The sequence below is a fragment of the Providencia sp. 21OH12SH02B-Prov genome (genome assembly GCF_027362595.1).
GTDB classification, from domain to species: Bacteria; Pseudomonadota; Gammaproteobacteria; order Enterobacterales; family Enterobacteriaceae; genus Providencia; species Providencia zhejiangensis.
On the sequence record NZ_CP114796.1, the window covers coordinates 3,430,417 to 3,446,445 of the forward strand.

Below are 16,029 nucleotides of genomic sequence, written 5' to 3' on the forward strand. Positions count from 1 at the left end.
CACAGAAAATACTGCTTAGAAACTTCTGCCGAGTCCTTGTCCATTCCAAGCTAGCCCCACTAAACATGAGAGCCAACAACCATGAGTATTCCTAAAATAGACAACTATCTACTGCCTGAACCACATGAATTACCCATCAATAAAGTAGCATGGCAACTTGAACCACAGCGTGCAGCTTTACTGATCCATGATATGCAGATGTACTTTCTCAACTTTTGGGCAAAAGATAGTCCGACTATTCATACCTTAATTGAGCATATTCGATTATTGCGTGAACGTTGCCATCAATTAGAGATCCCCGTTTTTTACACCGCCCAGCCCAATCAACAAAGTGATATTGACCGTGCTCTACTAAATGATATGTGGGGTCCTGGATTGACTCGCCATCCAGAACAGCAAAAGATCGTCACTGAATTATCACCTACACAGGAAGATACCCTGCTCACCAAATGGCGCTATAGTGCCTTCCAACGCTCTGATTTAGAAGAACGATTACAAGATAAACAGCGAGATCAGCTAATCATTTGTGGTGTATATGCCCATATTGGCTGCCTTATTACAGCGACTGACGCTTTTATGCGTGATATTCAGGCTTTTATGATTGGGGATGCACTAGCGGACTTTAGCCGTGAAGAACATATGATGGCTTTACGTTATACCGCCGGTCGCTCTGGCCGAGTACTCAATACAAAGCAAGCCTTATCTGAGCTTTGCGGTCATCCAGTAGACCAGCAGTAAAGCATGAACGATTAGCGACAATAACTCACAAAAACAACAAAATCGGCTGATGAGTTAAACACTTTCATGCTGAAAATAGTCATGAATCTCTCTGAATATTAAAGGAAAACAAAATGATTCTTTTTAATGGCAAGACCGTTTGGGTCACAGGCGCAGGTAGTGGTATTGGTGCCGAAACCGCTCGGCAGTTTCATGAATCAGGAGCAAAAGTCATCGGTTTTGATATATCATTTCCAGCAATAATGCCATTCGAAACTATTACGCTAGATATCAGCAATGCAGACGCAGTCCAGCTCACCTGCTCCGCATTATTAGAAAAGGTCGGGTTAGACATATTGGTCAATTGTGCAGGAACGTTACGATTTGGCCCGACTGAAACCTTCACGCGCCATGACTGGGAACATACGTTTAATGTCAATGTGGGGGCGGCATTTAATTTGTTTCATCTTCTCATTCCCCATTTTAAACGCCAGTGTCGTGGTAATATTGTTTCCGTTGTTTCAAATGCTGCCCATGTACCTCGAGTGAACATGTCTATTTATTGTGCATCTAAAGCGGCAATGCGTAGCCTGTGTCTCAGTGTAGGACTAGAATTAGCGCCGTTTAATGTACGTTCAAACCTTGTTTCCCCTGGCTCCACAAAAACCCCTATGCTAGAAAGCATGCTAAACGATACTGAAGGGTATCAACGATTAATACACGGCCTACCGGAACAATTTAAGCTTGGTATTCCATTAGGGAAAATTGCTCAGCCTAATGATATTGCCAGCGCTATTTTATTTTTAGCATCGGAGCAAGCTAATCATATAACATTACAAGATATTATCATTGATGGCGGGGCAACATTAGGCGCTTAAACATCATGAAAAAAGGTGAATTTAACGCGCTATTTCTGTGCATAGTAGCTAAAAGCCCATTATACACTTAGAGAATTAATGGCCAGCTTTACAGAAACAGCGCCACATTACTTAAGCGATTCTGCCTATTCACAATAATTAAATGTTGCCCCGTAATAAATTCAATATTGTCATTCATCGATGAACCATACAAATAACTACCCCTATTATGTAGCCAATAAATAACGTCTTTTTCTTATTAAGAAGATCATAATAAGCGCTAATGAACATAAAAAAGCGCCAATTGAAAGATAATAAAATAATATTGGGTTCTTGGCATCGGTCATTAACCAAGCGCCAGAATAAGACCCAACAATTGAGCCTAAGCGACCACTTGCCATTGCCCAACTCACCCCTGTTGCTCTAGCATATGCAGGATATACTGTTGCGCAAATTAAATTTAACCCGTTTTGCGCGCCTGCTATTGTAAAGCCAATAAAGAAAATAATTAGCAGTAATCCATAATATTGAAGGGTAAAATCAGCAATGACTAATAATAAGATCATTGCGGTAAAATAAGATAATCCTAGGATAAGAAAAGCCTCCTTTTTATAATCAATCCAAATAGCAAGCAACAAAGCGCCTAAAGTACCGCCAAGAGGTAGCATAGAAGTCATGTAATTAACTTGGCTATAATCATAGACTTCATTAAAAATAACAGGTAACCAATAGGTTAATAAATAAAAAACCAAGAGAGAGAAGAAAAATGCAATCCATAAAAAGACAGTTAAAACGGCTAATTTCCGTCCCAAAATGGTCGATATTGTTTGAGGATTACTAAAAAGTTCAGTATCTGAGTCAGTATTATATAGTTTCAATAAACTAATATTCTTATTTATATTAGATATAATGCTTTCAAGTTGTGCATGTGCTTTTTGTGATTTTTTCTTTACCAGATACTCAAATGATTCAGGTAACACTAAAGCAATAATAGGAATAGAGAGTAATGGTAATATTCCTCCTAAATAGAACAACCAATGCCAACTAAAGTACTGTAGTATCCAGTTAGTCATAACCCCTCCACTGGCGATACCAACAGTAAAACCACTCCAACTTAACGTGCAGAGTAGCATACGGTATCGCTTTGGCGAGTATTCAGAACATAGCGTAATACATATCGGCATTGCTGCGCCAAGACCAATTCCTGTCATTAATCGAAAAAAGACAAGCCAATAAAAATCACTTGATAATCCACATAGAATAGCCCCAAATCCATATAAAAAAGTTGAAATAATCAGTATTTTTTTTCTTCCACATTTGTCCGCTATAGGCCCGAAAATCATACTTCCTAGCATCAGCCCCAAAACACCAGAAACAAATAAATAAGAAAGGTCATTAGAGGAAAGGCCCATTTCTTTTTTTAGCACTGGGGCTAAATAAGCGACTATAGAAATATCAAATCCATCTAACATCACGATAAAAAAACAGATAATAATCACCTTCCACTGAAACACACTCATTTTATTATTATCAATGAATATTCTGATTGAGTTTATTGTTACCGTATTTCCTTTCATAACAAGAAAGTATGCTCCATTAGACATAAAATTAACGTTGACTTATCATATCTTTTCAAGATAACACTCATAGTAATTAGCTTGCTGCCATAAGATAAGACTCTAATTGTTTTGCTATCTCAATTTGATCTTCAAGCATATAAACCATATGTTCTTCATTAACATTAGGATTAAGAATAACGACTCTTAAGAAAACAAGCTCTTGATTATCATGCTGTGAAAATTTCCTAATACTTCTAGAAACAAAACTTGTTCCTTTATTCCGCTGCTCTTTTTGTAACTGATAATTAAAATGATTTATTATTATGTTATCTTCTGGTGTCATCATTTTATTTCTGAAAATCCTCGGTATATATCTATAACTCAATATATTAATTTTAGGATCATTCAATAATTCAAAGCATGGATTTTCCTGTATATGCTTAGCTAAAATTTTAATATTATTTAAAGCCACACTAAAAATTTCATCATATCCATTTTTACCAATTAAATGCAGGCAAGCATGAAGATAAAGCATATTTGCAGGGCGTGTGCCTTCTAAAGTAAACCTTCCTTGATCAAGAGACGTGCGACGAACAGCATAGGGCGCGGTATGTACGATATTTTGAGAAAATTGAGGATCCTTAAAAAATAACATTCCTGTTCCAATCGGCATAAACATCTGCTTATGTCCATCAATAGTGACTGAATCCGCTCTCTCAATACCGGATAATAAAGACACATGTTGTTTACTTAAAATAAATGCGCCAGCCCATGCAGCATCTACATGAACATGAATATGATATTTTCTCCCCAATTCAGCAATTTGATGTAATGGGTCTATCGAGCCAAAATCCGTCGTACCGGCGATTGCAACTAATGCAGCGATAGTCATTCCCTCAGCACGGCATTTTTTAATTTGTTGCTCTAATTCAGTAACCACAATTTGATTTTGGTGATCTACAGGTATGCGATAGAGCTCAACACCTAAAAGTGATGAGGCTTTATCGAAAGAATAATGCATTAATTCTGAGCCTATTACTGCAATTTTATTGACCCCACTCTGTTTTACTTGGCTGACAGCTCCCCACATAGCGGTTAAATTCGCCATAGTGCCACCACTAGTAAAAATACCTGTCGTTTTACTAAAATCCTTGTTTACATCAAAATAAAAATCATCATTAAAATGAAAAATTTCTTGGTGAAGCAACCTAAGTAATTGACGCTCTAATAGTGTTAGCCCCCGACTCGTTTCCATCTTAACCATATTTTGATTTAATGATTGAATAAGCCTACCTATCTGGGGAATAAACCAAGGTAATGGGCTTGTCATATGCCCTAAATAACTTGGATTAGCTAAATGGGAGCACATAGGAATGATAATTTCTTTAATATCTTTGATATAATCATCCATATTTGCTGTGTTTTCTGGAATTTTTAAAGTCGAAAAAAAATTATCAATCTCTTGTTTATTAAAACAACCCACTTCGTCACTTTGAGCTAGAAAATCACTAATACAATAATCTAATGCCTGATTAATATTATAATCACTAGGTTCAAATAAAGATTTAATCGAAAAATTTTCAGTCATTTTTACGCACCAAATTCGTTGTGTTTTATTACGTGTTATAGATTATTAAAATAATCACTTAACAGCTTTAGTTGCTAATAGGGTTGCCAAAAAGGCAATTAAGATAGAACCAATAGTGACAATAAAATATCCCCATGTTTGAGATAGATAAAAACTTAATGAAACCACAATAAAACCAAAAATAAATCCTATGGCTGCTTGCGCATTATAGGCTGTCGCTGGAGCTAAAGCATCAGCAACGTTATCCATAATAATGGTGGATATGGAAATAAAAACAAAGGGTAAGCTTAAATAATAGAGAAAAAATGCCGAGTAAACTAACATAGGACTGTTATATCCCATCGAGATAGGAATAAACGAAAGTAGACAACATGAATGAAGCCCCGTCGAATACACTAAGCTTCTGCGTCTTGTTAATTTTTTTACTACCTTAGAACTCAAGAAAATGGCGATTAGACTAATGATAGAACCAAAAAGTTTCAATAAAATTGCAATTTCAGGTAAAGACCAACCACTATCAATGAGCGCAGGTGACATTAAATTATATGAAGGTAAAATTCCAAATGGTAAGATAATTAAAAAAGCTAACCATCGTTTTTTTCCTTTCCAAATGGTAAATAAGCTTTTCCAATAATCTTTATCAACTCTTTCATTTATATTTTTCTTTCTTTCATATTGATATTCATTAAAAAACCATACTTGAAGCCAAGTGATAGCGAGTATCACCGAAAGAAATAACATGCATCCATTCCAGTCGATATAAGGATATAATAATAAAACCACTCCCCCACCAATAATATTTCCAAACATAGATCCGCCACTTTTGACGCTTGAAATGAGATAGCGGTCCTTTGCATCAAAAATATTACAAATCAGCCCTGATAAAGCAAGGTCTTGCGTTGCTGTCATAAATGAAAAGATAAAAATAACCAATAAAATCAATGAAAATTCATGCAAAGGATCAACAAAAGAAATAATAAATAAGCAAGAAATCATTAAAAATTGTGCAACTAACAACCAATTACGATAATGGCCCGTGTTTGTTTTTAGATGCTTATCTATAAATGGAGCCCACAAAGCTTTAAATGCAATGGGTAATGACATCAGCGGAATAAGACTTAATTTATCTAATGAAGCCCCATTCTCACGTAATATCAAAATAAGCACTATGGATAAAAAGCTAATACCAATATATTGGGTTGAATATAGACTAAAAAATAAAGCCCAGAATTTTGCAGGAACCTCTTTTATATTGTTATTATTCATTGATGAAAATCCTCATCCTGTTGTAATGAATGATTCATTGAATAAGCATTTTTTAGCCCTATAGAAAGAGGAAGAATACAAATCAAAACCAATATAGCTGAAAAAACAAAAGGATAACCATCACTACTAGGTAAAGAAAGATTCGCTGAATAATAATACATATTCGTTGCACACAGCGGTCCCAATACAGCCCAAAAACTACTGATAGACGATAAAGCCCCCATTAGCTGTCCTTGCTCCGAATCAGAAACTTGCGAAGAAAAGAGACTTACAATGGAAGAGTTACTTATGCTAGAAAAACTATAGAGAATGATAGCGATATACAAAGCGACTACACTCGTTGAGAATGCAATACTGATTAGCCCTATAATAAATAATAAAAAACCTAATAACGGAATTTTTTGATCGCTTAGAAAAACTCTGACTATTTTGAGTAATACCGTTTGTGCAAATAATCCGCCTAATCCAATAATCACAAAGGACGTAGCAATTTTCACATCATCCCATTCAAAACGATATTTCGTAAAAAATGGCCATAATGTTGTTGGGAACTGTACAGCAAACATAAAAACAATATTTGCAATAAATAAATAAACTAATCCTTTATACTTAAAAAAGTAGATAATTGACGAGAACGGATTATGGAGTTTAAATGCCCTTCGTTTTTCTATAGGTAACGTTTCTTTAAATAAAAAGATTACACATAATAAGCCAATAAAACTAAGTATACAGGCAACAAAAAAAGGCACTCTTACACCATATTGAACGGCGATCGATGCGATTGCTGGCCCTACAACTATTCCTAGGCTCATGATACCAAAAAGAAAACCATAATTTTGCATTTTACTTCTTTCATCACTCATATCAGCAACACTGGCTAATGAAACGATAATAGAAGAGCCTGCAATACCAGCAATGATCCTCGCTACAAATAATAAATAAAGATTATGACTAATGGCATATAAAAAATAATCTAGAGTAAAAACAACAAAACATACAATTAGCACAGGCTTACGCCCAAACTTATCAGATATCGCTCCCATGATCGGGGCAAAAATAAATTGCATAATACCAAAAGTGGCTAATAACCACCCACCGATAATAGCATTGTCAATGACAGAATCATGAGTAACAGATTCTAGTAGAGAGGGAATAATAGGATATATTAGAAATAAACCAATTTGATCTAAAAAAACAGTTATTAACAAACAAACAAATGACAAAGGTAGCATTTTCTTTTGCATAAATACCTCATAGAGATATAGCTAACATTTAAAAATGAATTAAATAATCGATTTAGTTATCTAAATAATTTATTCAATATAATGGAAAGAAATAGATTAAATTTGTTGTAAACTCCAAAACTCGGAATAAATTCTTTTTAATTGTAATAACTCACTATGAGTTCCTTGCTCAGCAACCTGACCATCATCTATTACCAAAATTTGATTAGCAGCAACAATAGTTGAAATACGATGTGCAATCACTAATACGGTTTTCCCTTGCACTAAGCGATTAATAACGTTCTGTACGGCAATTTCATTTTGAGTATCAAGAGCAGCTGTAGGCTCATCTAAAATAAGGATAGGCGCATTTTTTAAGATAGCACGAGCAATAGAAATACGTTGCCTTTCACCACCCGATAGACTTTTACCAAAATCCGTTAATTGCGTATGATACCCATGTTTAAATTTTTGAATAAAATCATGACAATTAGCTTGCTTACAAACTTCGATGATTTCTTCATCTGTGGCTGATATTTTGGCCATTCGAATATTATTCATTATGGTATCTTGAAACAGATAAACGTCTTGAAACACAACTGAAACTAAACTCATCAGTTGTTTTTGAGATAAATCACGAATATCAATGCCACCAATTTTAATACTGCCAGATGTTACATCAGCAAATCGTAAAATAAGTTTGGTAATGGTTGTTTTTCCGCACCCACTTGCGCCAACAAGTGCGGTCAGACCGTTCTCTGGAATACGAAAAGAAATATTATCAAGAACATTTCTATCAAGACCTTCGTATGAAAAATCAACCTTATCAAATTCGATATCATAACGACTTGGCATTACAGGTGATATTTTCTCTGGTAATGAAGGTGCATTCAGTAGCTCTTGTAACTTTTCATAACCTATAACGAGTGATTCTAGCATTGATGACATTTGTACAAAGAAATTCAAAACATCAGTAGACCTAGCAATCACTAATAACACACAAGCAAGAAGTAAATAGGAAATATGACCAACATTAACGAGATAAGCACCGACAGATATAATCAATATTAATCCTGTTTGAATCGCTATTGTAATGATTAAATTAGGTTTTTCTCCTTTTTTTGTACCAATACGTAAAATATTTGCGACATCTTTTGCAACTTTAATAAATTGATTTAATTTTTCCTCATGTTGTCCCGTCGATTTTAAGACTTCTAGCCCTTGAATAAACTCTACAGCCTCACCTTTTAATTTAGAATTGGCTTCAGCTAAAATACTAAAGCCTCTGCGATACGCTTTTCTACGCCATAAATATAATGGGATTGCCATAGGAAACACTAAAAACATAATCAAGGATAGCTGCCAACTATAAAACAACAGAGCTATCGCTGCAGATAAAGGAATGACAACACCAGTGATTATGATATTCAGTAGCATAAAGGTATATACCGCAGCCTCATTTACGCTTTGCATCAAAACATAATTAATCTCACCAGACCTAAACTGGTTAAGATATTCGATTGAGATATGCCTTAGTTTATCACCTAACTTTTCTCTTAACTCAGTCACTGCAAGTGTTGAGTATCCATCCGCGTCATAACGTTCTGACAGCATCTTAAACGTAAAACTAGCCACCAATAGTATAATGACCAGTGATAAGTGAATACTAACGGATACGCTATCCTTTGCATCTATTGCTTCAAACAAGGGATATAATAAAACTAAAGAAATGCCAAAAAGACATGATGATATCGTGGTATACACCAAGCTTTGAATAAATATTTTTTTCTGTTTCCCCGCGGCGTTGAGTAATCCTACATAGGTTTTAAACAATGATTTTGTCTCTCTTGTACTTTTATTAATATAGTTTTTCATTGTTTACTCCATGATCTGTAGGAATTGACCAATTTTTTGCTTTTTTATATTCATCCCATAAAGCCTGATAATCAGCACAATGCTCTATTAACTCATTATGTTTACCTTGAGCTTTTATCGTTCCTTTCTCTAAAAAAATAATTTGGTCTGCATCGGTCACTGTTGATAGTCGATGAGTCACCATAATGACGGTTTTATTTAATTCAATTAACCTTGAAAACGCCTTCAATAACAAAAATTCGTTTCTTGCGTCTGAAAATGCCGTTGGCTCATCTAAAATGATGATTGGCCTATCCTGTAAGAAGGTTCTTGCAATGGTAATTCTCTGCTTCTGCCCTCCGGATAATAGCTGGCCTCGTTCCCCAACTAGCGTGTCATATTTCTCAGGTAGCCTCATTATAAAATCATGAATTTCAGCTTTCTTGGCTGCTTCAATCACGTCTTCATCAGATATATCATGTAAGCCATAACGAATATTATCGGCAATCGAGCATGAAAATAAAAAATTATCTTGAAACACAAATGAAATTCGAGACATTAATTCCTGATAATGAATATCTTTTATATTAACCCCTCCCAATAAAACCTCACCTTCAGTGGCATCAAAAAATCTAGGTATCATATTGACTAAAGTGGTTTTACCTGAGCCAGAAGCACCAATAAGAACAGTAAAAGATTTCTCAGGGATCCTTAAATTAATATCCGAAAGTGTTTTATCTGTTTCTTCATAAGAAAACCCAACCTGTTTAAGTATAATTTCATTATTTTCTGGAACTTTAGGATCTAACGGAATAGATAATATAGGTAGATTTTCAACTTCAAAGATACGCTCTATTGAAGCTTTAGATTTTTGAATAATTTGAAATAGCCCCATGATAGGATGAATACTTTCCGCGATACCAACGGCAAGAAGAAGAAAGCAAAAGCTAGTGATAAATGAAACTTGTTCATTATACTGTGCAATTGTTAACCCAATAACAAGAATAAGGCTGATAGGCATGGCAGAAAATAAACTTCTAGCTATTTTTGCGGATAAGCGCATGGATTGTAACCAGTCAAAAATAACGCGACAATAATTTTCCAATGCTTTTTGATATTGAATAAATGAACCTTCACCTGCATCAAAAGTTCTAACGGCACTCATGCCTTGAATATACTCAATAATCCTGCTATTAATTTGAACCGTTGCATTATTATAGTTCTCCTTCATTAGCTTTCCTTTTTTCATAATAAAAGATAATAAGAAAAAAGTTACTAATGTCGTAACAAGAACAATACAGGCAAAAAACCAATTAAAAATAAACAAAACTATTAATGTAAATATCGGTGTAATAAAAGCTTCCGCTTTTAATGGTGGCGCGTCAGCAACAAATGCATGTAACTCTTTAATATCATCGATGAGAACTTTAACTAGATTTCCCCCTCCTATATTTCTCACTGTTTCTATAGGTAGTTGGTTAATTTTATTGACTAGTTTGGTACGTAATATCTCTTCCAGCTCAAATGCTGCATAATGGGATTTATCATGTGCATATATTCTTAATGTATAAAAAATAATGCTAATTACAAGTAAGGAGGTTATAGATAAAAAAGGAAAGTTTTTATCTACTGACATTAACTCATATAATACCCATATTAAATTTAGCCATATGCTTAATTTTAACACTTGAGCGATAGAAGCCCAAAAAATAGAAGCAGATATTTTTTTCTTCACAGGAAGAAATATATCATTATAATTCATCATGCTTACCTTATTTCTAGTAAAGAATTGAATCAAAATTAAGTTTATAACTCAATGAATAAAGAAATTAAATTTCAAGAATATTCTTGAGTCTAGTAACAATCGTATCCAATAACATTTTTCTGACTACTGGCTGATTTAAGTAAAAGTGCCCACCAGGAAATGTATAACTACCTAACCATTCCGTTGTATAAGTTGCCCACTTATTAATAGCGTCATGATTTATAATTTCAGAGTCTCTTTCTCCATAAAATGCCATTACAGGAATGTCAATTGAGATGGGTGGAACATCAGATAATTTATCATTTAGCTGAAAATCATTTCTTAATATTGGCAAGAAAAAATCAAGGATCTCAGGATTATTAATTAACTCTTCAGGTATACCTTCATAAACCGAAATAACCTTTAAAAACTCCTCTTTAGGTAATAAGTGATACCCTTTTGGCCTACGGGATAACATTGAGGTTTCCGGTCTGCCACTTAAAATAATTAACTCTAATGGATTATCATTATTTTGTTTTTGCAATTGCTTAACGACTTGTAAGGCAATAATACTACCGACACTGTGCCCAAATACAGCGATCTTTTTATCACATTTATTGATAATACCATTTGTAATTTCATCAATTATTATTTCAGGGTCATTCACGAGTGCTTCTTTCAGCCGACTACCATGGCCAGGATATTCTACAGGGCAAATATTTAACCAATCAGGTGTTATATCATTCCATTTATTATACATAGCAGCATTACCACCTGCTGAAGGAAAACAAACAAGATCAATAACAGCATTAGCCTTACTTTTAAAATGATATGGAAAAACAGAACTATTAATCATCATATCTCACTTAATATTTTTAGTTATAAGAACGATTACGTTTCGAAAAATAAATTAAAAATTCAATATATTTATCAAAGACATCATTAGAAATTTCTATTTCTTCTAACTTAATATCATTAATAACATTTCCATTATCCAACTGTGTAAATTTAGAGTTTAAAATGTCATGTATAAACCCAAGAGAGAATGATGCCGCAGATTTAATAACCATACTACTATTAATCTCACTAGCATACTTTTTTAATGTATCCAACCACTCTTCCATTAGAACAGCGTTTAACTCTATTCCCTTATCTCTTATTTTATTTACTATCTTATTTAATGATATATTTTGTGGATATAAAACATGATAGTTTTTGCCTACCCCTTTAATTTCCTTACTGATCATATTAATCGCTGTTACACAATAGTCTACAGGTATAATATAAGATAAAAATGCATCCGGTAATAATGGGAATTTTTTAATTTCAATTGATGCAGACAAAAGCATAAGTAAAGAGTCATTAGGATTTAATTGACCTGTAGATGAATCTCCCCATACTCTTGGTAGCCTATAAATGTTTATAGGAACACCTTTTTTTCGTGCATTATCCATCATTTTTTCAGAAGCCCACTTACTTCTAATATAGCCATTTTCCGGTAACATATCTTCGGATAGCATTTTAGACTCATGGATAATATCAACTTTCCCAATAATTCCAGCAAGCACTGAAACTGTTGATATATGATGTATAGGCTTTAACTTAATATGTGTAGCAAATTTAATAATATTTAATGAACCATTTACATTTGCACCCGACATTCTAGAATAGGTATTGGCTAAGTTAACATTCGCACCACAATGGATAATACTATCAATTTCCTTAGATAATTTATTATATAATTTGTCTTCTATTCCAAAGTTTGATATTGAAAAATCCCCTAAGACTATCAATATTCGTTTTAGATCATTCTGTGAGAACAAATTATAGTTAATCAGATTATCATGAACTCTACGTGTAGCATTATTAACATCATCGCCTCTAACTAAACAATATATATCAGCGGACGTATTTTCAATAAGCTCCTTAATGAAGTAAACACCGACAAATCCCGTACTACCTGTTAATAATATTTTCTTAGGCGAACTGACATTTTCCATTGGCAATAAATGATTAGTCGCTATCGAATCATCAAGAATACAATCAGAAGTTATGTTCTGCTGATTATTTTTAATATCGCTATTGTTTAGCTCTTCGATCCGCTTCGCGAGTTCACCTATACGGCTATTGTCATATACAAGTTGGAATGGTAGATCCATCTTGAATTTTTTATTTAGCCTTAATATTAATGTGGTAAGAGTTAAAGAATTTCCGCCTATTTCAAAAAAATCATCAAAACTTGAAATGATATCAGTATTAATTCTTAAAGTTTCAGCGATTTCATTAATAACGGCCTCTTCAAACTCTGTTTTTTTACCATCACATAAAGTCTGACGTTTTACTCTAGATGTACAATACATTTCCTTTAATTTAGCACGATCGATCTTTTTATTAATAGTAACTGGCCAATTTTCTATAAGGTGTAATTCACTGGGGATCATATAGCTAGGTAATATAGGCCTAAGAACATGTTTTATTTCTTTTAAATCTATGTTTTTACCCTCCGAAGAGAGTAAAAACAAATAGAGTTTTGTATTATTTAATACATTTTCTGAAATAATAACAGCATCTTGAAAATTAAAGCTTTTTCTAATAATATTTTCTATCTCTCCAAGCTCAACTCTGAAACCTCTAATTTGAACTTGCTCATCATTTCTTCCCATAAAATACAGCATATTATCACAATCATAGTATGCCAAGTCTCCTGTACAATAACCTCCATATTTAAAATTTCGAGAGGTTAAATCTTGGTTATGTAGATAACCTAAACCAACCCCTTCACCTATGATTAAAATTTCTCCAACAACCCCCGCAGGTAAAAGATTACCCTCATTATCAATAATTTTAATTTCCGTATTTGGTAAAGGATAACCTAAGGATAATGAATTTTTAGTTTCATGAATTGGGTTGTATGTCGCCATTATAGAGGCTTCAGTAGGGCCATATAGGTTATAGAATGATTTAGAGGGTTCAGTTATCCAATCACTAGCAAAGTTAACAGGGCAAACATCCCCACCTGTTAATAACATATCTAACTCATTGAGTTCATTTTTATCGAGATGAGTAATAATGATAGGAGGTAAAAATGCAAATTGTATTCTTTTATCATTTATATACTTAACTAGTTGACTTAAGTCCTGTCTTTTTTCTTCAGGGATAATATTTAAACAGCTACAACTAACGACGGATAAAACAAGCTCTAAGATTGATGCATCAAAGTTTATTGATGAAAATTGCATCGTTTGAGCAAACTTCATCTGATTATTCATCATGTTCTTACAGCTTGTAACCAATGATCTCATACCATGATAGGTATTAATTGCCCCTTTAGGGGTTCCTGTAGAACCAGATGTATAGATAATATAGGCGACATCAGAATTATCTAAATCCAATACTATTTCTCTATTTTCGATAGAACTATCAACCAATTTTAGGTCATTAATAAAAATATATTCAATATTTTCAAATATTCTATCAGTACTATTGGTAGTAATTATTCTTCCTATCTTAGAATCTTTGACTATATATCTTAATCTTTCAGGTGGATAAGATATATCTAAAGGTAAATAGCAACCTCCGCACTCAAAAATAGCAAGCATACTAAGAAATGAATCGATTCCTCTTTCCTGGTAAACGCCTATTACTTCACCTTTTTTAATAGCTAGTTTATACGCTATACTTTTTATCTTCTCTGAAAGCGCCAAATACGTATATGTGTTAAACTTATCAGAAATAGCGTTTTTATAAGGATTTAACTTAGCATTTAAATGTATTTCTTGATTTAAGCTTAGTTGATGAGGAAGATTCTCCCCTTTTAACTTAGGATATGAATTGGATAAGTCCTGCAATAACTCCCTAATCGTTAGGTTAGGACTTAATATTATAGCTCTCATTAATTTCAAAAATATCGAAACTATATTATCTGCATAGTCATCAGCTAAATAATGACTAAAATAAACTAGCTCCAGTTTATACAAATTACACTTGAACACGATAGGAAAATCAACTCGTGTTGGCTGATCTATAAATTTAAAATCTAAACCTAAAAGATTGCCTTTATTTTGAGTGGTATCTTTAAAGTGTTTTTCTACACTCACAATTGTGTCAAACAATTTTTGATCTATTTTATTATTACTTTCTATTCTTCCTACTTTTTCTAAAATCTCATTGATAGGTAAATAAGAATAGCTATAGCTTTCCATTAATTCATTTTGTACATACTTTAAAAAATCAGTTATGTTTTGTCTATCATCTACACCAATAATGATTGGGATACTGTTAATTAGAGGACCAACGATTTCATTTCCTCTCACCAAATCAATAGGTCTTTGAGATACCACACTTCCAAATACAACTTTATCAATGGAACATAATAAACTTAGCAGTATTGACCATGTCGCTGAAACAAAAGAATTTTCAGTTATTCCACATCGCGCACAAAATGCCAATATTCCCTCTGTAACTTCCTCTTCAATATATAATACCTTTTTCCCGAATATTTTTTCATGATTAGTGATAGTTTGAGGCTTCATAGATAGCGGAAATTTTGATACCTGCTCAAGCATTGCGATTTTTTTATCCCAGAATAAATTGGCTTGATTGAAATCTAACTTTCTATACCAATTAATATACTTTTTAAAACTGACAGGTTCCGACAATTCTAGGAAACTTCCATTTGATAGTGCTTGATAGATTTTTGTAAATTCTTTAGTTAGTATTTGGATTGACCATCCATCTATAATAGCATGATGAATTGTTAATATGATATCAAATGTGTTTTCTCCTAATATAAAAACAGTTATTCGCATCAATGGTGGGACTTTAAAATCAAAACCTTTTTTAGCATCATATTCTATATAATCATTGATTATATCCATTTTCTCTGAGTGTGAATATCCCTTTATATCTTTTACATTAACTTTAAAAGAGAATTTATTTAAAATAACTTGATGAATATCTTTCAGTTGTTCCCACAAAAAAGCAGATCTTAAACAATCATGTCTTTCTATTAATAAACGCCATGATTCTTCGAATAAATCTATTTTAAAATTGCCTGTAACTCTTAAATGAGACTGTTCAACATATAATTCCAGATTACTACCGGTGATAGCAGAGTTTATTAATGCTTTTTGCATTTGAGATGGTATAAATATTTCCTGTATATTATCTTGTTTTTTTTCTTTATTAAGCATAATCATAACTCCACTAGGATTTTAAAATT

9 protein-coding genes and 1 pseudogene are annotated in these 16,029 nt (G+C 33.2%); 2 read left to right on the forward strand and 8 right to left on the reverse strand.

Annotated elements, in window-relative coordinates; genetic code table 11:
• Window positions 1-81: 81 nt before the first annotated feature.
• Together O7C57_RS16040 and dhbA are read left to right on the forward strand one after the other, a co-directional pair.
• A pseudogene (locus O7C57_RS16040) lies at window positions 82-702 on the forward strand (isochorismatase family protein); the annotation flags it as partial.
• A gap of 149 nt (window positions 703-851) precedes the next feature.
• Entirely contained in the window at window positions 852-1,595 is a 744-nt protein-coding gene (dhbA, locus tag O7C57_RS16045; protein ID WP_247047520.1) for a 2,3-dihydro-2,3-dihydroxybenzoate dehydrogenase, read from the forward strand.
• Between the two features lie 206 nt (window positions 1,596-1,801).
• Here dhbA and O7C57_RS16050 read toward each other — a convergent pair whose 3' ends face one another.
• From O7C57_RS16050 to O7C57_RS16085, 8 genes are all read right to left on the reverse strand, one after another.
• Window positions 1,802-3,151 carry an MFS transporter gene (locus tag O7C57_RS16050; RefSeq protein ID WP_247047521.1) on the reverse strand — a complete coding sequence of 450 codons (1,350 nt, stop codon included), beginning with the start codon at window positions 3,149-3,151 and terminating at the stop codon, window positions 1,802-1,804.
• A 76-nt stretch (window positions 3,152-3,227) separates the two neighbouring features.
• Entirely contained in the window at window positions 3,228-4,721 is a 1,494-nt protein-coding gene (locus O7C57_RS16055) for an aminotransferase class V-fold PLP-dependent enzyme (protein ID WP_163860753.1), read from the reverse strand.
• 54 nt (window positions 4,722-4,775) lie between these two features.
• Entirely contained in the window at window positions 4,776-5,987 is a 1,212-nt protein-coding gene (locus O7C57_RS16060; protein WP_269723332.1) for an MFS transporter, read from the reverse strand.
• The gene (locus O7C57_RS16065; protein ID WP_154635767.1) at window positions 5,984-7,231 is read right to left on the reverse strand and encodes an MFS transporter; all 1,248 of its coding nucleotides are present in this window, start codon (window positions 7,229-7,231) and stop codon (window positions 5,984-5,986) included. Before O7C57_RS16065 ends, O7C57_RS16060 begins: the two co-directional genes overlap by 4 nt.
• Window positions 7,232-7,327: 96 nt before the next feature.
• On the reverse strand, window positions 7,328-9,085 hold the full coding sequence (locus tag O7C57_RS16070) for an ABC transporter ATP-binding protein (protein WP_269723333.1): 1,758 nt from the start codon (window positions 9,083-9,085) through the stop codon (window positions 7,328-7,330).
• Entirely contained in the window at window positions 9,069-10,829 is a 1,761-nt protein-coding gene (locus O7C57_RS16075) for an ABC transporter ATP-binding protein (protein ID WP_251465175.1), read from the reverse strand. The genes O7C57_RS16070 and O7C57_RS16075 overlap by 17 nt, the downstream gene beginning before the upstream one ends.
• Before the next feature lie 64 nt (window positions 10,830-10,893).
• On the reverse strand, window positions 10,894-11,667 hold the full coding sequence (locus tag O7C57_RS16080) for a thioesterase II family protein (RefSeq protein WP_269723334.1): 774 nt from the start codon (window positions 11,665-11,667) through the stop codon (window positions 10,894-10,896).
• A gap of 16 nt (window positions 11,668-11,683) precedes the next feature.
• Window positions 11,684-16,000, reverse strand: coding sequence for a non-ribosomal peptide synthetase (locus tag O7C57_RS16085; protein ID WP_269723335.1), 4,317 nt, complete (start codon window positions 15,998-16,000; stop codon window positions 11,684-11,686).
• Between the last annotated feature and the right edge of the window lie 29 nt (window positions 16,001-16,029).